A 23220-nucleotide genomic window follows, 5' to 3' on the forward strand; every position below is an offset into this window, starting at 1 on the left:
GTTTATTCTCCTTTCACCGCAGCCTCGATTGCTTTCACAAATGGAGCAACTCACCACTGATCTGAAACTTTTTGAAGTGCCTCAAATATAAATGCACTTTGATTTTTTGGCTTATTGCTCACAATCTGGAGAATCTACTCTGGTTGAAGCGGTTGCCAAGTTTGGCGACGAGTCTAGCTTTTGGTATATTATGCTTGTGCGATCGCTCTCAAAATCTCAACTTTCAACCTCTGAACTCGGAAGTTCGACCTTTTTGCTCGAACGTTGAGCCTTTGAACTCGGAAGTCCGACCTTTTTGCTCGAACCTTGAGCCTCTGAACTCGGAAGTCCGACCTTTTTACTCGAATGTTGAGCCTTTGAACTCGGAAGTTGCACCTTTTTGCTCGAACCTTGAGCCTTTGAACTCGGAAGTTGTACCTTTTTGCTCGAATGTTGAGCTTCTGAAGTTTAAGTTTCGGGTTCTGAGGTTAAAACTTGAAGGTATAAGGTTGGATGATGGTGATTGAAGATGCGGTTTTCTAATTAGCAGAAAGCTGATTGAGCTATTTTTTCTTCTTTAGTTTTGGTTTCAGATGATCTGGCAGATTCTCAGACTGAATTGTATTACAACCCCATTTATAAGCAATTTCAATAGACTTTCCTGCTCCAAGAGCATCATAAAATCCCGTAGCAAAATGAATTGCGGCAGCATCTCCAATTGCATCATTCATCCCAATCACATAGTCAATATGTTCTACAATTGCCTCTGCTTGCACTTCTGAATAGCAAGCATTAAGGAGAACACATTCGACGTGTTCAGCACACAGTTCAAATGTATTTGCTAAAGCCTCTGTAGTGACTAGTTTTGATTGTCCGTTTTCATCTTCTAGCACCAATCCTTCATTTCCAGATCCATGTCCGCAGAAATGGACGATTTGTGGTTCATAATCTAATAAAGCTCGACGTACATCAGCAGCCCGAACAGCCCATTTCTGTTTTAATCTGAATTGATCGCGTTTCTGAGATCGACGTAAACCCTCATCAATTTCTCGTACCTCCTCACCCAAACGTAAGGGAGTTGAATTATTAGGATTTGCTGCCAAAATTAGTATTGTTTTCATGGGGGATGACTTTTTGTGAGTCACAATCTGGAGAATCTCTTCCGGTTGAGGTGGTTGCCAAGATTTGCGCCGCATAACATTCTGGGCATTCAGCAACGTTCTTCTTAACCACGTTAATTCAGGAAACTCCTCAGCAATACGCTCAATCTCGATACACGCCTGAGATGTCCCAGTTTCCCTAAGTTGTGTTAAAACACTGTCTCTTAAGTTAGCAACGCTCTCTCTAGCGCCCATATTGTGAGCAAGAACCTCATTGCTGTGATCAGGATCTTCAGCATAAGGATATTGACAAACTAGCCAGATGTATAAATCCGCTAACTGTTTTTCAGTCAGCTTCAAATGCAAACCATGCACGTAGCGGTTAGTGACTGTTTCAAATACTTCTCGCCCAAAGTCTGTATCTTGCTGAATAGCCGACCAAATAACCGCCCAGCTAATAGGTTCTGCACATTCGACTAATACCTTACCTGCAACTATAGCTTTCTGGTGTGCTTCTTCTTCTAAAGGTAGAGGAATAGAAACAAGGGATTGAGTAAACTCTCTAGCTCCAATCGATTCACGTTTTAAAAGTTCTTCAAGTAACTGTCCTATACATTCAGGCTTAATTGCTGCATCCTTAACCTTTTCGATAAGAACAGCTTTAAAACGCTCATCCCAGCATTTATCAAATTTATTAAGAATGAAGATAGAGCTATGTTCCTCATTCTCCTTATTAATAATAGACACCAGCGTATTTAAAGTTTCAATAGGAGCATTTATGTATGCCAACTTGACTAATTCCGTATAGTAATGTTCTCCTTGGCTGCTGCTGTCATAAGGAAAAGCGACAATAACAGATGCCCATATTTGCCATATTTTAGATGATAGAGTATCTATAAATTCAGGAGTTTCTTGCAAAAGCAACTGTAAAGCTCTACAGCCTGCTAATGCAGGTCGATTAAACGTGTTTGTTCCTATCCAGTCGTAAGCTATTTGACTGTATTGTTCAATGTATTTTTTAGCACTATTGATAATCTTTTCACGAGTTCTTACATCAGCTTCTTGCCATCCGGGAAGTTTAGTTAAATCAGACTCAAACTCTTGTTCATAACGTCGGCTATTTAGCTTGAGAGTCATTTCTCTGTTCAGTTGCCACCAAGCTGATAGATTTCCTGACTCTAATTGTTCCAGAAATAAAGTCACTCGTTCTTTAGGTGGTGGCTCTAGAGGAGATTTTTGTCTGCGCTCCCCCTGCTCTTGCATTATTTGATATTCAGACCTTAGCGTTTCAGCCTGGGTTGAGTTCAAATCAATTGTTGAGAAATAAGATGCAAATTCTTCACGCAAGATATTATTAGTCTGACTAGCTGTAAGGATAGCATCTATCTGCTTCGCATCTTGACGGTGAAATGTCCACTTAATTAGTGTTGCCCAGATTCGCTCTTCTGGAGAATCAACATTTTTCAATTTACCGATCATCCATAAAACATCTTCCTTGTAAAGGATATTTTCTGTTAAAGAACTTGCCAAAACATATGAATCTTGTTCTAACGTTGAGACTATTAGAACTGACTGCTCAACTAGTTTACGCCGTTGATTCAAATTATTGATAAGTGATGATTCAAATTGCGTTTGAAGTTCGTTGTTGTGAGTTATGATTCTTTGATGTTCTCTCCACTGTATTAAAGCTACTTTAGTAAAACTTTCTGCTACATTAGGTAAGTCAAAATGTTCCCAAGCTTTTAAAAGGATAGCATCTGCAAGTTCCTCAAAGGGGTGTCCAAAGCATCTAATACCTTGCTTTTCAACCCAGTTGAGAGCAACTACCAGATCATCTTGCTTAAGTTTTGGTACAAGTTCATAATTCAGAAATCCTTGATACGCTCCAAAAAAGTTTATCTTCTGAGGTGGAGTAAGGACGTTAAATAAATCCTCTGCTATAAAGTGATCGGGCCAAAGTGCGCTCAAAGCATAACCTTTAAGTTGGTCATCTTCATCTTCTGAAACTTGATCACAAGCTAGAGGTTTCAACCGCAATCGTGTGCTTCCATTACCAACTGTGCCGATTGCCTTTGCTGCACTAACTCTGAGGTGAATTGACTGAGATGAATCAAGTGCTAGATTGATGAACTCCTCCTGAAGTTCACAAACCTCACAAGCCTGAGCAATGTCTATCGCTGCATCTCGCGCATCGATTGGCTTGCTTGAATCCTGAATATATGGGTGCAATTGCACCGTTAGCCCAGAATGTTTAAGCTTTTCGTATCTTCCGTAATTATTTCCATATAAATCAAATAACTTTCCCTGCTCGTACTGTTTTAATAAGTTATCAACTATTGCTGCTCGAAGATTTGCATCTGTAGGTATGTCGCTTCGCAACAGTACATCAGGATCAGTCTTCATAATTTTGTGAAGTACATCAGTCCTCATGCTAGCTAACCATGCTGCTGTTTCATGAAGTTGTGGGATTAACTTACGTTCAGGATCATCAGGTGAAACAATTAAACTCATTACTTGCTCTAAAAGTGTTTTGTGGTGAACTAAGTATCGTGCAGCAAGAAACTCAGCATAGGTCTGATGAGCAAAACCAATTCGATGGGGACCGCGCGAAGAAAATAGTTCAGTAACAGACAAAACCTCTTTAATGCAGTTTTCGTCAATTGGAAACTCTTGCTGATTAATACTTTCTTTACATATGCAAATATCCCGAATAGCAATATCAGAATTTGGTATAGTACCATATTCTGGACTTATCCAGATGGCAGAGCGATTGGAAAATAGAAGTAAAGTTGCAATTCGACTTGCTATAACTAATCGGTGTTTTGCATCTAAATTCCCGGTAAAGCCAGAATCGCAGCGATCTGGGTTCACCTCTTCACATAGTTGTAAACAACCTTCTTCGTATAAATCCTTCTGAGAGGAAGAGAACCGTTTATTTTGATAAGTACCCAGAAGTAATTTTAATGTGATTGGCTTGATAGCAAGTGGAATAGCATTTTTATTAAAGACTTCTTGTAAAAAATCATCAGAGTTGATGTTACCCTTATTTGCCGCTTCAATTACATCTACTCGACATAGAGGAGCTAGCTCATATACCGCAACATTAGCTTCTCCCCACTTGTCTTTTAGCTTCTCCTCTAAGCTATCCTTCCAATCAGCCGTCCTACAAGTGATCCGAAAATACAGGCGATCGCAAGGTAGCTGTTCTATTTCACGTTTAAGAATTCTGACAAGTATTTTGATAGAAAGTAATCCCTCATCTAGGCTATCCAGAAAAAGATGTAGTTTATTTGTTCCTTTGCGCCAAGCTTGCAATGTTTCATCGCGGAAAATTGCATCACATAGTTGTTTGTCTGAATCATAATCACCAAGTCTGAACCACAAACAAACATTTTCTGAGCCACTAAACTTGTGAGAAACTTGATGATATGCTTGTTCTGTTGCTGTGGTCTTACCCATACCAGCTTCACCTAGCAGTACCAAACAGGGCATCTCAAATATAGTTTCAAAGGCAACTGAGTCAGATTTGCAAAAATGTCCCCACTCAGAATCTGGATTGACTAAATATCCACCATCACGTAGATCGATGTGACCTGACCGGGAACACCAGAAGCGCTTCCATGTGTAAACCTGACTTGGCATTTTTACTTACAACGGGCTGAGAATATTTTTACTATGTTAACCGCACCCAATCCTTAATGTTGTTCCATCGGAAACGAGCTTTTGAGATATTATGCGTCTGCGATCGCTCTCAAAATCTTAACTTTCAACCTCTAAACTCGGAAGTTGTACCTTTTTGCTCGAACGTTGAGCCTTTGAACTCGGAAATTGTACCTTTTTGCTCGAACGTTGAGCCTCTGAACTCGAAACTTCGACCTTTTTACTCAAACGTTGAGCCTTTGAACTCGAAACTTCCACCTTTTTGCTCAAACGTTGAGCTTCTGAACTTGGAACTTCCACCTTTTTGCTCAAACGTTGAGCTTCTGAACTCGGAACTTCCACCTTTTTGCTCGAATGTTGAGCTTCTGAGGTTGAAACTTGAGGGTTTGAGGTTGGATGATGGGGGTTGGAAGGCGATCGCTTCTTCTTCTGCTCAAACCTGTCAACAATATTACAACTCTCCCTGAATAACACGGGCAATGCTACAAGTATGCGAGAGAATACGACTCATCGCATTAATCATCTCCAAATGGATGGAGCTAGCATTAAGACTCACAGAATCTCCTGAACTGAGATGCTGGTAATGCCTTAGATAAATTTCCCGCTTAATTTGGTTGAGCGACTGCCGCTACGCCAAAACTTCACCTGCGATTAATGCAATGCTTACAAACGCCCGACTCTTATCTCCCATCTTAGGTAAAGCATGAACTATAGATTGGTGAATACTAGTACACATCGACGGAAATAAACTACCCATTCCAAATCGCTCAAAGCCGCGAAATTCGAGCTTTTTGACTTTTGACTTCCGCGTAGCGGTACTAGTCTTGTATTTATCACAAGTCCGGGTGATCGCAACAAGGCGGGCACTCTCACCATCGCATTCACCATAACCTTTACTTAGACTATGTTTCGGACTTTTAGGATAGGTAAGAGTTTTGAGCGAGTGGGAAACGCCTAAATCTGACTTTTATAAGGTTTTGAGAAATCTAAACAGTCCGTGGAGATCAGTTTCGTGGTAAAAAAGAACGGTCTCGTAGATTTAACAAGACGTTAATCATAAACGCTGCCTTCATTTTATCAAAAGTTCCTAGAAAAATATCTGAATCAATCACAGTTAATTACGTTAAAGATGTTAGTGTGATTGCTACAGAATCAAAAGCAAGTCAGAATAGAAAGACTTGCAACAACACTACCTTTACTAATACAAAAAAGTTGAGGTGTCATTTTCATCACTGAAACATTTTAATTAAAACTAATTATCAATCCCAAATCATATATCTGTAAAAAGATTTGCGATCGCCTGTTTTTTCCTCGGTTTTTACTTAACCAGACAAAAGGCTTAACAAATTAGTTGAGCAACTTGTTAAACCTTTTGTTAAAGTTAGGCAAACTTTCGCTACAGTCTAATAGCTAGCTAAGTTCATAGCTGAACAAACCTGCCTCTACCTGTTTAGCGTTACTTGATATTATCAGGTATGATCGCTTTATACAATAGGTCAGAAAGAATCCCTTGTTTGATATCAATCTTACGCGAGATGGCTTTTTCATCAAAATAAAAATCAGCAACGCTCTGCTGTAGGGCAATGATCCCAGGTGTAATTTTTTTCAATTTATAAGTACGACGGCTTGCCACCTTTAGTGCAACTGCTGGAGTTAATTTCTGTTCATCAACTAAAATTTTGGCATAATCGCTTGGGTTTTTTTCAGCCGCTTCTCCTACCTTCTCTGCTTCCTCTAAAAACACTCGCACCAATTGCGGATTTTGGGTGACAAATGCACGCCTGCCAATATAAAACCCGTTGAGAATGTTAATTCCTGCTGCATTTCTCAGATTCCGAATCGGGGTAGTACTTTCCACAGCAGCTAAAAGGGGATCGCCACCCACCCAGGCGTCAACCTTGTCTTGAATAAAGGCATCGCGGGCTTGAGTTGGAGTCAAAGCAACGATTTGAATATCGCTAATTTTTAACCCTACCTCTTTCAACGCTTTTGCTAGTAAATACTGTGCATTCGACCCTACCTGAAAAGCAATTTTCTTACCTTTAAGATCCGCTACTTTCTTAATGGGAGAATTAGCTTTCACCACAATACCTTGGTTTGTACCATCGGTGGGCGTGCGTCCAGTAAGATAGACAACTTGAGGGATGAGGCCTGGGCGTGCAGCTTGGTCAAATATTGGAGGTGTCTCTCCCACAGTACCGATATCCACTTTACCTTCATCCAGCGCTTTTATCAATTGCGGCCCTGCGGCGAATGGTCCAACCCAATTCACGGTTACACCCAATTTTTTAAAAAGTGGCTCAACAGTTTTTTTGGACTTGACAATATCACCAGAACTTTGATACGCCAAGTTAATTACTTTGGCTGTCTGTGCTTGGGTGCTTTGCACAAGGCTACCCACCAAGGAAGATGATAAAGTAAACAGTCCAAGTACTGAATATTGGACAATACGCTTTAAGACTGTACGGCGTTGTGGTTGAAATGGCTTGATCATAAGTTGTGATTTTCCTTGTAAGTTTTAACCTTTAAGTTGTCAGTCTTACTTTCTTTCAGCAAGTAAGATAATAGGACGTTGTTATTTCAACCTCCTAGAACACCACTTTATAATGCAAAATTGAGATTACGTTAATTGAACAAATCTCTTTTTGCATTTAGTAAATTGGTATTCTAGTTGTTTTGAAAAACAGACTTCCTATTTAAATTAGTCTCTACTTTTCACTTATCAGTGTTGGTGGAGTAATAGATGCATATTCTTTAGGTGTGAGCAATGCTTCCTGAACATCAATCTTTTTGGGTAAGATTTTTTCCTGATAAAATAAATCTGCAACACTTTGTTGAGCTTTCATCAATTCTGGAGTAATTCCTTTTAGTCGATAATTAGCGCGTCCAGAAATTATTTCTTGAATGGGTAGATCAATTTTAAGTACGGGTGCTATTAGTTTGGCTACCTCTTTACGATTTGCTTCTGCCCATTGACCATTTTTATCAATCTCTTCCAAGATAATCCGAAGTAATTCCGGATTTTCCCTAGCAAAGTCGCGTGTTCCTACATAGTATCCGCCTGGAGTACCAATATTTGTAGCATCCCTGAGCACACGCGCACCGTGGAGTTTTTCTACTAAAGCTAAGTGAGGATCACCAGTTACCCAAACTGGAATAGTTCCCTGAATAAATGCACCACGGGCTTCAACATTGGGCATACTCAAAACTTTAATATCACTATATTTTAAACCAACTTCTTCTAAAGCTTTGATGATAAAATAGTGAGAAGCTGAACCTTTTTGAAAAACTACTTTTTGTCCTTTTATATCAGCTAAAGTCTTAATTGGAGAACCTTTAGGAAGTGCGATCGCACTCCCTTTACCAGAAATAGCAGTAATTCGTCTACCAGCAAGATAGACGATTCTTGCACCAGCAGCTTGAGCAAAAATGGGAGGAGTTTCTCCAACTGATCCAACATCAATTTTGCCGACATTCATCGCTTCCATAAGTTGCGGACCTTGAGCAAATTGTGCCCACTCAACTTTTATACCCAAGGGTTCCAGACGTTTTTCTAAAATTCCTGTCACTCTAACTAAATCACCAGAGCTTTGATACCCAATTCGCAGCACTTTTGTTTTAGAACTAATGGTTTTTGTTGCTGCTGTCTCGGCTTTTGGATCAGTTGCATTATTTGTATTCTTGCTGGGTGAAGTACAACTTATTAATGTGCTAGATAAAGCCAAAAAACCAGACATTAAAAGTAACGATAGTTTTCTGATTTTTATTGACTTAGTTTTAACAGAATTGCTAAACACTTTTATTCCTCAATGTTAAAAAAATATCTGATTTTAAGATAATTGATCATGTTTTAAATAAATTGTTTTACGTTTTTAAATCTAACCGTAAAGCATTTTCTAAAAATTAATCTTTGTCTGAATTGTAACTATTTTCTTATTTAAGAGTAGTGTTGCTCAACACTCTTTTTAGGATAAAAAATATATTTTAATTCACTTTATAATAAAAGTTTATATAAAAATAATCACAATTTATTTATAAATAAATTGCGATTGTTTAGTGTTTTTTAATTAAATAGTCTTATCTAATAAGTCAAGTTTTCTTCTATATTATTTATGAATAATGGTGGATAATTTTCAACTATCATTCTGGTTTTTGAGAGACGCAATTTCTTGCATCTCTACTTCAGATATAGAGACTAAAAGGGACGACTACCTGCAAGGCTAACCCGCTTTAATACCCGTCGCTCATTCGGATCGAATGCTTGACGATAATGCAAGGTAGCTTGATTATCCCAGTAGACAATATCGCCTACAGACCATTTGTGTTGTCTCCTGTATTTTAGTTTCTTCTTGGGAATAACTACTTATTCGCTAACACCTCTGAAGGAGTAATTTTGGCGTACTCTTCAGGTGTCAAAAACCCGTCTCTAACATTCACCTTTTTGGGGATAAGTCCTAAGGTGTACCACTTGTCTGCAACTTCCTGTTGCTTAATAATGGTTTTCTCAGTAATTGGTACTAGCCCATAATCATATTTTTTATGCATTATTTCTAGAGTTGGTTGATCTAGCTTAGTTACAGGAGCAAGCAGTTCTGCTACTTCTTTGGGATGATCCTTAGTCCAGATTTCTGTCTTTTCTAGCTCCTCTAAAAATACTTTGATTACATCAGGATGAGCCTGATAAAATTGGCGCGAGGTTGAGTAAAAGTTGCCCGTATCCCTCAACTTCCCGCCATCTGCTAAAACACGAGCGATTTTATTTTGTACATTTCTAGTAGCGAATGGCTCCCAAATATACCAAGCATCTACCTTGTTCTGACTAAATGCCGCATTTGCGTCTGCCGGTGCTAAAAAAACTGATTGGACATCGCTCAGTTTCAGTCCCGCATCTTCTAATGCCTTAACTAATAGGTAGTGGCCAATGGAGGCTTTCTGGAAAGCTACTTTTTTGCCTTTCAGGTCGGCTACACTTTTAATCGGAGAGTTTACAGGAACTAAAAGTGAGATAGATTTCCCACTAGGATGTGTATTAGCTAGATAAACAAGAGGCACTCCTGCTGCTTGTGAAAAGACGGGAGGCGATTCGGCTGTAGATGCGATATCCAATCCATTTGCATTCAGGGCTTCTAGCTGTTGTGGGCCAGCCGCAAACTCAGGCCACTGTACTTTAAAACCCAGAGGCTCTAATCGCTTTTCCAAGGAACCCTGCTTTTCTAAAACTGCTAGAGCGCCAAGTTGTTTTGAACGGACAATCCGTACTACTTGCTTGTCAGTTGACTTCTCTGTAATGCTAGATGAAGCTACCGACTCAGGGGAAGCTGCTGATTGCTGAGTGTTATTTTTTGCTTCACTACAACTCGATAAAACCGTCGATAGCATTAAGCAATAGCCCAGAGAAAACAACAAAAAACGACGTGTTGTTCTCTGGTTTTTCCTAAATTCAAACTTTCCTTTTAAAGCTGACATGAGTTGTTTTATTTATTCCCTTTTATGTGGCCAGAACAATTATGATTAATTGCGAATTAAATAACAAAAAGACCTCTTGCTTATTAATATAATTCAAAACTAGACTAATTAAATATTTTTCTATAATTAAAAATATCTATCAATCGCTGATTTAATTCACATTGATTTACTAGCATCATTGTTATTAAATTATGTAAAGCTATTAGAATTACATAAAACAAGCTGTCCAACAATGCATAAACAGCTAGAGCAGGCGGCAAAAGTCTTTTTAACCGCATCGAAAATATAATCCAGTAGTGGGTATAAATCCCCCACTAATTGTATTCTAAATTTTGATTTATCTTTTAATAAATCAACTCTTAGGTTTCCACACTGCATCTTTGATTTTAAAAGTTTTAGGAATCAGCTTTTGACCGTAAAAAAGGTCAACTACCTGCTGTTGTTCGGTGACAAATTCATCAGTTATATCAAACACACCAAAAATAGGGCGTCTCTCTAAAGCCCATTTCCAGACTTCTGGTTTTTCTCTAGTTTGCGCTGCCAACAACTTAGCAACTTCATTGGGGTTAGCTTTAGCCCATTCTTCTACCTTCCTTTGTTCTGACAAAATCACTTTCACCAAGTCGGGGTGATTTTCAGCAAAATTGCGTGTAGCGATATAGTAGGCTCTTTGTGGAGCAACATCAGAACCTTTGACTAAAACTCGTATTTCATTTGCTTGCTCTTTCCGAGCGTAAAATGGATCACTAGTGGGTAACACGTCAACTTTGCCACCTTCAAAAGCAACCTGACTTTCTGGAATAGTCAGGTAAGCAGGCTGAATATCATTGAGACTTAATCCGCCACTTGCTATAGCTTTCAATAGCAAATATTGCAGGGCTGTTCCTTTTTGTATAGCAACTTTCTTACCCTTGAGTTCAGCGAGGGTTTTGATTGGTGAATCTTTACGGACAATAACTGCTTGAGCGCCTGCGTTGGTGCCAGTAGCAGCAACATAAACAATGGGATTATCACCAGCTTGGGCAAAAATCGGTGGTAGGTTTCCAACATTGCCAATATCAACGCTGTTTGCGACCATTGCTTCCATCATTGTGGGGCCGCCCCGGAATTGTATCCACTTGATAGTGATGCCATCAGAAGCAAAGCGCTTTTCCAAATAGCCCTGAGCTTTGAGTAAGTTCAGACCAGGAGTACCGCTTTGATGACCAATGTTGATAACCTCTAGTTTTTTTGAGCTTGCAGTAGTTTTATCAACTTGGGGACTATTAGTTTGAGTGCTTTGAGAGCTACAGCCTGTAACTAACAGAAAAGTCGTAAACACCAGTAAAAAATAACGAGCTATACTCGCAGGCAACCATGACTTTCTGTAGCTTCTGAGCATGATTAAATGTAATTTATTGAGGGAACTGGATATTTTTAGTCTTAATTTTGTTGGACTTGATTTTATTGATGATTCAGGTTTTTTAGTCCTAGATGCTCTCGCAATGTATTGCCAGTGTACTCTTTACGGAATAATCCCCGTTGTTGTAATTCTGGAATCACTAAATCCACAAAATCTTCAAATGCACCAGGAATATAAGCTGGTGAAATCACGAAACCATCAGCGCCTTCATCTTGGAAGATTGCTTGGAGTTGGTCAGCAATTTGAGTAGGGCTACCAACAATTTGTAGAACTAAACGACTTTGACCGTAACGTTTCCCAATTTCTCCCAAAGTTAAACCTTGGTCTTGGCTCAACTTCAAAATTTGGTCATACATACTCTGACCACCTTCACGAAATTCTAATTCACTTAAAGGCTTATCTAAGGGAAATTCCGAGAGATCGTAATTGAGGGCATTAGATAGAGAGGCCAAACCCACTAATGGGTGAACTAATTCATGGTGTAGTGCTTGTTTTTCTCTGGCAATACTTTCTGTTTCCCCGATAAAAGGCACTACAGCGGGTAAAATTTTGCAATCTTCTGGATCACGTCCATATTTTCCCATCCGCGATTTCACATCTTTGTAGAAAGTTTTCATATCAGCGGGTGTGAGTGGAGATGTGAAAATGGTTTCTGCCCAACGAGCCGCAAATTCTTTACCACGTCCAGAAGAACCGGCTTGGATAATCACTGGACGACCTTGGGGGGTGCGAGGAACTGTTAAAGGCCCTCTCGTTTTGAGCCATTTTCCAGAGTGGTGAACGTAATCGACTTTAGAAGGATCGGCAAAAATTCCATTTTCTTTATCTAAAACTAATGCACCTTCTTTCCAGCTATCCCAAAGTTTAAAAGTAGCTTCGATAAATTCATCGGCGCGATCATAACGTGTGTCATGTTCTAAATGTTTTTCTATACCAAAATTTTGGGCTGTACCATCACCACTAGAGGTGACAACATTCCAAGCGGCCCGACCTTTAGAAAGGTGATCTAATGTCGCAAATGTCCTGGCTAAATCGTAGGGAGCATAGTATGTTGCAGAACGTGTTACACCCACTCCGATTTTTTGGGTAGCAACAGCCATTGTCGTCGCAACTAGAACAGGATCTAGGGTGACAGCACCTTGAGTACCATACTTGACACTGGTTTCAAAACTGTTGCCATAGCGGTCTGGAAGCGCCAAAATATCTGCGAAGAAAACTAAATCAAACTTACCGCGTTCTAAAGTACGGGCGACATTTTGATAATACTCTGGTTGGAGAAAACCTGAATGTGTTTTGGGATGACGCCAGATGGCATGACTGTGAATAACATGGGAAGCGTGCATGAAGCCAGCCAAGTGCATTTGCTTTGACATTATGACACTTCCTTGTAAAATTCAAATTTTTTGTAGCTCAGTTTTTTCAATTGGTTAAATTCGCTTATATAATGCATGTGGGTCATCGGGGAGAACTTTTTAATAAATAAAAATAATTTTTGTAATGTCTGAAGTTAGGAAATAGAGTGGGTATAACCCACCCTATAAGGAACTTGATGAACTGAAAATTTAATAGTTATAAGGGAAAAATTTAGGAAGTGGAGTGAGAAAGACCCACTCCAATGTCGTGCTAGTGGAAGATTGAAACTTGTGAATGAAACTTTGTCTTGTTCGTGTTCAATTTTGCTAGTGCTTCCAAGTGACTAGGATTGTAGCTTTGAGTTCTTCTGTAAAATGTCCAGACGGCTCAACTGCTAATAGCGCTTCTCTAAGATCCGTTTCAAATGCTGGGGCGTTATCGCCATAGAAAATTTTGAGAGAAAAGGCTGTGGTATATAAGTAGCCAAGATAGCTATCGAGAGTCCAAGATTTTTCAAATGGCACTTCATAGACTTCTTGACGAGCAAAAGCTGAATTGCCAATTACGACTTCATGGGGAGGATCGACTGGCTTACGAGTGCCTTGTCCTCGTTGTCCAGTCCGTCGCTCTTCACCTAACCATTTCTTCACTATTCCCACAGCAGCTTGTTTCCAAGGTAGATTGCTTTCCCAAGGGTTGTCACCAGTGTTAAGCAGTGCTATTGCACCATCATCAGTAAGCAATTCATAAAGGCGTTCAAGGACGAGTTCGCGTTCCATCCAGTGGAAGGCTCTACCAATAGTGGCTAACTTAAATTTCCCTAAACTAGAGTCGATTAACTCTGCTCCTTGTTCTAACCAAGTAATATTATTTGCTCCTACTGCTGCTGCTTGCCGTTTAGCTTCGGCAATCATATCGGGATCGGGATCGATCGCAACAACTTCCTCAAATCTGGTTCGCAGACCAATTGAAATTAATCCTGGCCCAGTACCTAAGTCAAGAAGTCTTCCTTGACCATTGAGATTAAATATTTCGGCTAGTTTGTCGAATACAACAGGTGGGTATTTGGTTCTATATTGAGCGTAGCCCTCAGCGGCTCCCTCAAATAAACTTGGGTCATAGGTAGGAAGTGTTTTCAATTGAGTCATATCAATTTTGGATTTTAGATTTTGGATTTAAGTAAGTAAGGTGGAGATTATAGAACGCCCACCCTACAAGACAGCGAGTAGACAGCTTAAATATTGGGCATTGGAGAGTAAGGAGTAGGGAAATGGAGAAGCAAATAATTCTTCCTTATGCCCCATGCCCTAGGAATATTGCGTAATAACAGGTAGCTGATCGTTGAGTACCCAATCGCCGATCGCTCGCAATTTGTAGTCCACAGGATCGTGGAGAGTAAAGGTTCGCAAATCCCGCCAATAACGGTCAAATCCATATTTGGTTGCAGTGGCGCGAGTTCCGGTAACTTCAAAGATGCGGTTGGTAATATCTATACCTACACGGGTAGCTAATGCCTTGGCTGCGGAAACTGCGATCGCAACTTCTCCCCTCTCTTGATGAGTCAGTGCTGCATCCTTGTCCCATGCTGCTTGCACCTTTTCGGCTGCTTGGTCAGCTAGAGCGATCGCAGCTTGGATTTCAAGCCAAAAATCCCCGTAATGATGCAGAATATATGGGTCTTGAGTAGCACTATCTACGCCTGATGTAATCCACGGTTTAGTAGTAGTTTTAGTATATTCACGAGCGGCGGCAAAGGCTCCTTTAGTAATTCCCAGATAAACGTTGGTTTTTGTTAGCTGGGCAATAATCCCAAGAAAAGTTGAGAAGGCACTATCAGGGGGATTTGGTGGCCCTAAAATCTCATCTTTTTCTACTAAGACATTATTAAATGTATAACTACCGCTATCAGTGCGACGTTGCCCGATGTTGTCCCAATCTTGATTGGAAACTAACCCTTCCCTGTCTTTGGGAATTATGAATATGAAGGGCAATTCTACGCCATCTTCCAAAGCGGAGAATACCCGATAATCTGCAACAGAAATACCCGTACCAAAGCTTTTAAGACCATTAACTCGAAAATTATCGCCTTCTGGGTTAATTTTCAGCCTAGTGTCTTTTGTATTGATGGCATTTGCCCAAAATAAGTTATTTTTAGCAGTTTCTCTATAATATTTTTCCTTTTGGGCTGGTGTGCCGGAAACGTGACCCAAAGCTGTTAAATTGAGATGATTACCATATAATTGGCCAATTGAACCATCTGCTTTTGACAGTTTTCTAACAATTTTTAAGGCATCAATCCAAGTTGCACCAATTCCACCATATTGCTTAGGTACATTCAATGGGAACAAACCACTTTCACGCAGTCTATTAATTTCCTCTTCTGGAACTCCGGCTTTGGCATCCCGTTCAACTGCGGATTGAGCAAGTTCCTTGGATAAAGAAGTTGCTAGGTCAATGTAATCCTTTGGTTTTGTAATATCTAGCACCATAATCAAATCATCCTTGGTATTGTTTCAGCAGTAGGCAGCAATCAGACACAGAATTTAGGAGAAATGTAGAGTGGGCAAAACCCACCCTACAAGTGAACAGAGGAAATGGAACATGGAACACTGTTGGGGATTGGGGATTGGGTACTGGGGACTGGGAAAACTCTTACCTAGTCCCCAGATCCTAGTCCCCAGTCGCTAGAAATTTATCTGCGGCTTTCTCAACACCTGTACCTTTGAAGAAGTCTTGATTGAGACTGGTGTACAACTCTAAAGGATGGATTGAGAGGAAGTAGCGGAGGTCTTCTTCGGTAATGATTTCCTGTTCTGCCATTGAGTAGGCGTTGGCAGTAACGGCGGTGATATCAGGCACATCCCAGTGACCAGAATCAGAACCCAAGAAGGCTTTAACACGATCGCCAAAGGGATTCGCGGCGCGGTTAAATACTTGGGATACACGGGTATCGTCTGATTCCGTACCGAAGTAGAAATGATTCAAGAAGCGATCGCGCACATCTTCTGGCTGATCAATTCCTGCTAGTTCAAATTCATCGAGTTCGCCTGGATCTTCTGGAGACAATAGTTGATGGTGGAATCCTAAACCGTCACCAATTTGATCTAAGCGTCCATCTACAAGTTCGCCACCGTAGCGAGTATATAACTCTACTAATGCTTCCTTGTCGATAATAGCAGGATTGTTATTTGACAACAAATGTTGTTTATTGCGGGTTTCCCAATGCCAAATAATATCAGCGTATAGACTAGCACCCCAAGCTGAACCACCTTCTAGAAAGGCAAACTTTAGTTGCGGGAAGCGGCGCGTAACTCCACCAAAGAACAGCGATTTGCATAATGCTTCTGCTGCAAAGGCAAAGTGATTAATGTGATTATACTGGGCATTGGTAACAGAACGCTGAGTTGTCCAACCTTGGCTAGAGGCATGAGTTGTGGGTACAACTTTTAGTTCTACGCACTTAGCCCAGAATGGATCGTAATCATACTGGCTATCTAAGCCAAAGTTATCAATCCAAACCACTTCGTTAGCGACTTCTTTACCGTATTTTTCAAAGGCAGGAATTGGACGACGGACGTAACCGGGGATTTGAATCGCTTTGAGTCCCAGAACATTCACTGCATATTCCAACTCTTCAATCCCTTCTTCGGGAGTGTGCAGTGGAATCGCGGCAATGGGTGTTAAGCGATCGCTATAAGGGCGGAAAATGTCAGCATGGTAGGTGTTAACTGCCCGACAAACAGCCCGCCGCATTTCTTCGTTACCGATATTCGGGGCCATCGTTGCCAAGTTGGGGTACACAACGGCAAAGTCTGTACCTGCTTCTTGCAAGCGCTCATGCAGTAACTTGGGCAAGCTAATAGTAGCCAAATTCAAAGTATTTTTTGTGGGACGACCCCACCAGTTAGGGCGATTGCTGCGATAAGCAAAACGTTCTTCCCAAGTTTGTTTATACCACTTAAAGCGGGATGATCCTGGTAAATTTTCTTTGAAACGTTCGACAAGCGCAGTTCCACCAACTTGCTCTAAATAATCCAAAACTGCTGGTTCAAATTCCTGGGTATGTACATCAGTGTCAATGATCGGATAACCAAGTTTTTCTCGAATCTGAGCAGACCTGGTTTTTTGTGGGCGGTCTAGAGCAATTGTCATGATAATTTACCCTAAATTATGCAAAAGATTTTAATGTGTGGGCATTGTGGATGCTTCATGCCTCGTTCCCAGTCTCAGACTGGGAATGCCTATTGGGAGGCTCTGCCTCCCTTACTAGCGGCAGAGCCGCTTTGAGCGCATTTCCAGGTAGAACCTGGAAACGAGTGAACGAGTGAAATCTGGGTTTAGACTCTCGTATTACCCCACCCTAACCCTCCCCTTATAAAGGGGAGGGAACTAGATTTTCGGTTTCCCCCCTTTATAAGGGGGGATTAAGGGGGGTAATACGACTTGTGTATACGCGAATAGCTTTTTACGGGGGGTTGGGGGGATCTTCAAGATTGAGGGACATAACGCGAAAATGGAATTAACGGCCGGCGCTAGCCAAAAATTCATCTGCTGTTTTCTCGACAGCCGTACCTTTGAAGAAATCACGATTCAGGCTGGTGTATAACTCCAAGGGATGAATTGACAGGAAATATTGCAAATCTTCTTCGGTAATAATCTTGCGTTCTACCATTGAATAGGTATTGGCAGCGATCGCAGTAATATCAGGTACGTCCCAATGACCGGAATCGGAACCTAAAAATGCTTTAATCCGATCGCCATAAGGATTAGCTTTGCGGTTAAAGGCTTGGGCTACACGGGTATCATCTGATTCTGTACCAAAGTAGAAATGATTCAAGAAGCGATCGCGGATATCTTCTGGCTTCGTAACTCCTGCTACGGCGAATTCATCCAAATCACCTGGCTCTAAAGGAGATATTAAGTCAGCGTGGAAACCTAAACCGCTACCTAACTGATCCAAACGACCATGTACTAGTTCACCACCATAGCGGGTATAAAATTCTCGCAGTTCTTCATAATTAATATTGGCGGGATTGTTATTTTCTACCAAATGGTCTTTATTGCGGGTATCCCAGTGCCAAATCATATCGGTGTACAAACTAGCACCCCAAGCTGCACCTCCTTCTAAAAAGGCAAACTTGAGTGTGGGGAAGCGGTGAGTTACACCACCAAAGAATAAAGATTTACATAATGCTTCCGCAGCCGATGCAAAGTGACCAATATGGTTGTATTGGTAATTGCTAATCGAACGCCGATTTATCCAGCCCATACCGGAAGAGTGGGTGGTGGGTACAACTTTCAGTTCTACGCACTTTGCCCAGAAGGGATCGTAATCATATTTGCTATCCAAGCCAAAAGTGTCAATCCAAATGGCTTCGTTGGCTACTTCTTCGCCATACTTCTCGAAAGCGGGAATCGGGCGGCGGATATGTCCGGGGATTTGAATTGCTTTGAGTCCCAGAATCTTCACCGCATATTCCAATTCTTCGATCGCCTCTTCGGGCGTATGCATGGGAATAGCGGCAATTGGTGTTAAGCGATCGCTATAAGGGCGGAAAATATCAGCATGGTAAGTGTTAGCTGCACGGCAAACAGCCCGCCGCATTTCTTCATTCCCGATGTGTGGCGCCATAGTTGCCAAGTTTGGGTACACAACGGCAAAGTCTGTACCAGCTTCTTGCAAGCGTTCATGTAGCAACTTTGGCAAACTAACGGTAGCTAAATTTAGGGGATCATTGGTGGGACGAGTCCAGAAGGGAGGGCGGGCGGTGCGGTGAGTGCGGCGTTCTTCCCAAGATTGCTTGAACCATTTAGAGCGAGATGCACCAGGTAAGTGTTCTTGAAAACGTTGTGCGATCGCAGTTCCAGCAACTTGCTCTAAATAGTCCAAGAATGCTGGAGGAAACTCTTGGGTATGTACATCGGTGTCGATGATCGGATAACCTAGTTTTTCCCGAATTTGAGCAGACTTGGTTTTTTGTGGACGGTCTAACGCAATAGTCATAGCATTTTACCTGAATTTTCAAATGAATTTGTCAAACAATTTTGGATTTTAGATTTTGGATTGATTTGACAGATAAATCTATTTGCTCTATATATCAAGGAATTATTGGTCAGCAGGGAAGTAGGAAGCCTTTGAGCTTGGAAGTTGAGCCTTTGAGCTTGGAAGTTGCACCTTTGAGCTTGGAAGTTGAGCCTTTGAGCTTGGAAGTTGCACCTTTGAGCTTGGAAGTTGAGCCTTTGAGCTTGGAAGTTGAGCCTTTGAGCTTGGAAGTTGAGCCTTTGAGCTTGGAAGTTGCACCTTTGAGCTTGGAAGTTGCACCTTTTAGCTTGGAGGTTGAGCCTTTTAGCTTGGAGGTTGAGCCTTTTAGCTTGGGAGTTGAGCCTTTTAGCTGGGAAGTTGAGCCTTTTAGCCTGGGAGTTGAGCCTTTTAGCCTGGGAGTTGAGCCTTTGAACCTGAAAATTGCGTTTTTGAAAGATTTAATTACAAAAATTTGTTTTTCTTGCTTAGAAAAGTTACTGATTTCTGCTTCCTACTTCCCTCCCTGCTTCTCCTACTCCCGCATTTGGGATGACAGATAAAATTAACGCTGTTGTTTGTTCACAGCCCAATCTGTTAATTTAAAGTTCGACTTTGCTAAACCCTGCGAAACTAAAAAATTCTTAGTGCCTTCTAAAAGTTTCACACCCTCGGTTGGTAATGGTTCTTCTGACACCTGTTTGAGTGGGAACGATACTTTGATGATATCAACGGGATATTTAGTAATTTGGGCGTGGTACTGATAATATTCTTCAGAATTAGCTTTTAAATCCTTGGTTGCTTCTGTCAAGATTGCATTAAATTTCTGAGGAAAATCAGGCTGTTTAGCCAGAAAGCTTTCAGTCGCTACAACTAATGATGTTCCTGAAAGACCCTGATGATTTGCTGAAGAATCAATCACTGGAAACCCTTGTGATTTCAGAAAAGGCCCCAGATCACTTGAGGTTGCATAAGCTGCTACATCACCACGTTCTAAAGCTGCTTTTGCTTCAGTAGTCATCAAGTGGACAACTTTTACATCTTTGTCAATTTTAGCTTCAGCTAACAGACCCAGCAGGTATCGATGCATATAAGAACCTTTTTGGGTAGCTATTTTCTGACCTTTAAGTTCAGCGAGCGATCGCGCCCCATTCTTTTTTGCCACTAACCAGGCGGTTGTATTAAATTGAGTGATCCGCAGCAGTCGAGTTTCTACACCCCTAGCTCTTAAAACTATGGCTGGTGTATCTCCTAAAGAACCAACATCTAATTGACCTGCGACAAGCGCCTCATTTAGATCCGGCCCGTTAGGAAATCGTGCAAAAGTAATGTCTTTAAACCCAGCTTTTTGCAGTTCACGATTTAATATTCCCTTTTTCTTTGCCCAACCAAGTGGCCCTGTAGGTTCTGCACTACCTACATAACCTATACGTAGGGTAGAAATGTTGTTAGATGCAGCTACAGCACTATTAGTATTAATATCCTGAATGGATTGAGCAGATTTAGTTTCCCCTTGGCTACATGCTGTAGTTAGTAGCAGTAGGACACAAGCCACTGAGGTTGATAATTTTGAAGGAAGTTTATAGCGGTTCTCGATTGGCTGAAGTACAGTTTTGACCTCTCTCCTAAAAGGAGAGAGGCTTTGAATTTTTCCCCCTTCCCGCGTCGGGAAGGGGATTAGGGGGTTAGGTCTGTCTGCATCTCTGTACCTCACCAAATTGAAAATGGCTATATTTTTACCGATAGAACCTGTTCTTACTGGGAACCACACCATGACTCTTTTCCCCACGATGCTATTTCATCTGCTTGAGAATTTGAAATGTTTGATCGGCTTTTGCTGTTGATGTACGTTTATGTCCCCAACCAACGTTTTCACGGTAACTACCTAGTAACCCGACTTCTACCAATTCTGCCTCGTTGACTGAAGTCTGCATGTCACTTTCTGGTGCTACATAAAGAGCATCAACTGGACAATACAATTCGCACATATAACAGGTTTGGCAATCACTCTGTCTGGCAATGGTTGGCGGTGCATCAGGTACACGGTCAAACACGTTGGTCGGGCAAATGTTCACGCAGATATTACAATTTATGCACCGCGACTCGCTGACCAACTCAATCACACTAACGCTCCTATTTTGGATGGTAACTTTTCTGTACTCTCTAAAGGCTGAACCTTCACCCAGACTTGATCTAATCCGCCACTAATCAGATAATGTTGCTGGTTAGCATCAAGTTCTGGATAGTCTAGGTGTCTGTGCATACCACGAGTTTCTTTACGTTCAATGGCACTGCTGTACATCCACCGGGCTGTGGCTACCATCGCCGCAGCTTCTCGCGCCCGGATTAGTTCTTTATCTGATGTTACCTGACTACTGCGGAGTTCTTGCCAAAGATGATTTAGCTTACCTAAAGACTCGGTTAAGCCTTGTTCTGTACGGAAATAGTTCTTTTCGTAGGGAAATACTTCAGCTTGGACTGCTTGAATAATTTCATTAGTTGCCAAGGTTTGAGAGCGATGCCTTCGGCGGCAAGCTACGCTCCCACTCTGTAATACTACCTCTCCAACACCCTGAACTCGGCGTTGAGTTTTCTGTTCTCCCAAACTGCGAGTATATTCAGCAGCCGATTTCCCAGACCAATAGCCAGAAGATATTGCCCAAGCAGCATTGTGACTACCACCACCAGTGAATCCGCCACAAATCAATTCGCGTGTTGCAGCATCTCCAGCCGCGTAGAGTCCCCGTACAGAACTGGCACAACTCTCATCTACAATCCGAATTCCTCCCGTACCGCGTACGGTTCCTTCTAGGCGCAGAGTCACAGGGAAACGTTGGGTAAATGGATCAATGCCTGCACGGTCAAAGGGTAAAAAGAAGTTGGGCTGTGCTAAACGCATAGATGCCTGCATCGATTCAGCCGCTTTGTCTATGATGGCGTAAACTGGCTGTTGCAGTAATGTCTCGGCAATTACTGAACGTCTATGAGAACTTGCCCCCGGAATCACACTACCGTCTTCGTAGGTGAAAGTTGCCCAATTATAAAACAGGGTTTTGGTAACTGAAGAAAAGGCGGGAGAGATGCCGTAAGCATTGGAAAATTCCATACCCGACATCTCGGCACCTGCTTCTGCCGCCATTAAGTAACCATCCCCTGTCAGGACGTTGCATCCTAACGCTTTACTCAAAAATGCACAGCCACCTGTAGCAATGATCGTGGACTGCGATCGCACTACCCATTTACTACCAGTTTGACGATTCACACCTGATGCACCAGCAACAGCACCATCGTCATCAACTAGTAGTTCTAAGGCGGGGCTGTTGTCTAAAATTCTTACTCCTGCCCGTTGAATTTGCCGCCGCATCAGCCGCATATATTCCGGGCCTTGCAGCGATCGCCGATAGGGTTTACCTTCATCATCGGTGGGAAAGGGATAACCCCAATCTGCTAACTGATTGACGTTTACATAGGTCTGATTCAGTACCCGATCCATCCAGTTGCGATCGGATAAAAAACCACCTAACGATTCCCGACTCGCCTTCGCTGTTTCCCGTGCTTCTGGGTCGGGTGGCACGTACCACACACCATTACCAGATGCAGCAGCGCATCCAGTTGTACCACAGTATCCTTTGTCTACAAGCACAACTCTAGCTCCACTTGATGCAGCACTCCATGCCGCCCAAGTTCCAGCTGGCCCACCTCCAATTACAAGCACATCTGCTTGGAGGTCGAGTTCAAAATCGGTTGTTAACGTCTTCAGCATTTACCATTTCCCCCCATCGATAAAGTCTTAAGCATCAAGTCTTCACCCCATCGATGCTGCAAAATATTCCCAAACCTTTTTGCCTATCTACTTGATGGCTTACTAGTAGCCTTAATTTGTGGCTCCTTAAGACAGGTTGCCACTACATTGGCATCATAGTAACTACTTCAACTTGATACATAAACCGTACTTTAGAATATAACAAAGCTTTTCACAGTTTTGGACAAAAAGCAAGCATTTGAGCAAATAAATTTAAACGTAAAGTTATGTGAAATAAATTTTGTTATCTCTCGCAAGAGACTTGCTTTTTACAGCGTTTTGTGCAAATATCCAATGTTAGTACACAAAGTACTTAATTTCGATAGACTTACCGTGGTTTAATAAATTTTTTCCAACAACAGCAAGGAATTCCATTCCGGCTCAAGGCATCTACCAATGTTTTTCAGAGTTCGAGCAAGAGTAAAAGTAGCTTATAGCT

General features: G+C 41.5%; 17 protein-coding genes. 3 read left to right on the plus strand and 14 right to left on the minus strand.

The window, feature by feature from the left end; all coding sequences use genetic code 11:
* The first annotated feature begins 98 nt into the window (after window positions 1–98).
* Window positions 99–506 (plus strand): hypothetical protein, encoded by a 408-nt coding sequence (locus V7K35_RS24315; protein ID WP_335082382.1) that lies wholly within the window; start codon window positions 99–101, stop codon window positions 504–506.
* A gap of 36 nt (window positions 507–542) precedes the next feature.
* Here the strand turns inward: V7K35_RS24315 and V7K35_RS24320 are convergent, their stop codons facing one another.
* Window positions 543–4721, minus strand: a complete 4179-nt coding sequence (locus tag V7K35_RS24320) for a CHAT domain-containing protein (protein WP_335082384.1) — start codon at window positions 4719–4721, stop codon at window positions 543–545.
* 56 nt (window positions 4722–4777) lie between these two features.
* Between V7K35_RS24320 and V7K35_RS24325 the strand changes: the two genes are divergently transcribed.
* Window positions 4778–5206: a hypothetical protein gene (locus V7K35_RS24325; RefSeq protein ID WP_335082386.1), complete on the plus strand. Its 429-nt coding sequence runs from the start codon at window positions 4778–4780 to the stop codon at window positions 5204–5206.
* A gap of 989 nt (window positions 5207–6195) precedes the next feature.
* On the opposite strand, the gene V7K35_RS24330 is transcribed toward V7K35_RS24325, so the two are convergent.
* The 10 genes from V7K35_RS24330 to V7K35_RS24375 all read right to left on the minus strand — a co-directional run bounded on the left by V7K35_RS24330 (window position 6196) and on the right by V7K35_RS24375 (window position 18964).
* Window positions 6196–7233: an aliphatic sulfonate ABC transporter substrate-binding protein gene (locus tag V7K35_RS24330; protein ID WP_335082388.1), complete on the minus strand. Its 1038-nt coding sequence runs from the start codon at window positions 7231–7233 to the stop codon at window positions 6196–6198.
* Window positions 7234–7447: 214 nt separating this feature from the next.
* Window positions 7448–8536 (minus strand): sulfonate ABC transporter substrate-binding protein, encoded by a 1089-nt coding sequence (locus V7K35_RS24335; RefSeq protein WP_335082390.1) that lies wholly within the window; start codon window positions 8534–8536, stop codon window positions 7448–7450.
* A gap of 398 nt (window positions 8537–8934) precedes the next feature.
* Window positions 8935–9096, minus strand: coding sequence for a TauD/TfdA dioxygenase family protein (locus tag V7K35_RS24340; protein WP_335082582.1), 162 nt, complete (start codon window positions 9094–9096; stop codon window positions 8935–8937).
* A 2-nt stretch (window positions 9097–9098) separates the two neighbouring features.
* On the minus strand, window positions 9099–10205 hold the full coding sequence (locus tag V7K35_RS24345) for an aliphatic sulfonate ABC transporter substrate-binding protein (RefSeq protein ID WP_335082392.1): 1107 nt from the start codon (window positions 10203–10205) through the stop codon (window positions 9099–9101).
* Between the two features lie 352 nt (window positions 10206–10557).
* Window positions 10558–11559 carry an aliphatic sulfonate ABC transporter substrate-binding protein gene (locus tag V7K35_RS24350; RefSeq protein ID WP_335082394.1) on the minus strand — a complete coding sequence of 334 codons (1002 nt, stop codon included), beginning with the start codon at window positions 11557–11559 and terminating at the stop codon, window positions 10558–10560.
* Between the two features lie 89 nt (window positions 11560–11648).
* Entirely contained in the window at window positions 11649–12980 is a 1332-nt protein-coding gene (locus V7K35_RS24355; protein WP_335082396.1) for an LLM class flavin-dependent oxidoreductase, read from the minus strand.
* A 306-nt stretch (window positions 12981–13286) separates the two neighbouring features.
* Window positions 13287–14108: a class I SAM-dependent methyltransferase gene (locus V7K35_RS24360; RefSeq protein WP_335082398.1), complete on the minus strand. Its 822-nt coding sequence runs from the start codon at window positions 14106–14108 to the stop codon at window positions 13287–13289.
* A gap of 159 nt (window positions 14109–14267) precedes the next feature.
* Window positions 14268–15449 (minus strand): acyl-CoA dehydrogenase family protein, encoded by a 1182-nt coding sequence (locus V7K35_RS24365; protein WP_335082400.1) that lies wholly within the window; start codon window positions 15447–15449, stop codon window positions 14268–14270.
* A gap of 181 nt (window positions 15450–15630) precedes the next feature.
* On the minus strand, window positions 15631–17112 hold the full coding sequence (locus V7K35_RS24370) for an amidohydrolase family protein (RefSeq protein ID WP_335082402.1): 1482 nt from the start codon (window positions 17110–17112) through the stop codon (window positions 15631–15633).
* Between the two features lie 367 nt (window positions 17113–17479).
* Window positions 17480–18964, minus strand: a complete 1485-nt coding sequence (locus V7K35_RS24375; RefSeq protein ID WP_335082404.1) for an amidohydrolase family protein — start codon at window positions 18962–18964, stop codon at window positions 17480–17482.
* A gap of 65 nt (window positions 18965–19029) precedes the next feature.
* Here V7K35_RS24375 and V7K35_RS24380 point away from each other — a divergent pair, with 65 nt between their 5' ends.
* Window positions 19030–19542 carry a hypothetical protein gene (locus V7K35_RS24380; protein WP_335082406.1) on the plus strand — a complete coding sequence of 171 codons (513 nt, stop codon included), beginning with the start codon at window positions 19030–19032 and terminating at the stop codon, window positions 19540–19542.
* Window positions 19543–19544: 2 nt separating this feature from the next.
* Here V7K35_RS24380 and V7K35_RS24385 read toward each other — a convergent pair whose 3' ends face one another.
* Genes V7K35_RS24385 through V7K35_RS24395 form a run of 3 tightly spaced genes read right to left on the minus strand, consistent with a single transcriptional unit; the run spans window position 19545 to window position 22742 of the window.
* Complete coding sequence (locus V7K35_RS24385; protein ID WP_335082408.1) at window positions 19545–20753, minus strand: ABC transporter substrate-binding protein; 1209 nt, start codon at window positions 20751–20753, stop codon at window positions 19545–19547.
* Window positions 20754–20772: 19 nt separating this feature from the next.
* Window positions 20773–21102 carry a ferredoxin family protein gene (locus V7K35_RS24390; RefSeq protein ID WP_335082410.1) on the minus strand — a complete coding sequence of 110 codons (330 nt, stop codon included), beginning with the start codon at window positions 21100–21102 and terminating at the stop codon, window positions 20773–20775.
* Window positions 21099–22742 (minus strand): FAD-binding protein, encoded by a 1644-nt coding sequence (locus tag V7K35_RS24395; RefSeq protein ID WP_335082412.1) that lies wholly within the window; start codon window positions 22740–22742, stop codon window positions 21099–21101. Before V7K35_RS24395 ends, V7K35_RS24390 begins: the two co-directional genes overlap by 4 nt.
* Window positions 22743–23220 lie beyond the last annotated feature (478 nt).

The organism is Nostoc sp., assembly GCF_036917275.1.
GTDB lineage: Bacteria > Cyanobacteriota > Cyanobacteriia > Cyanobacteriales > Nostocaceae > Nostoc.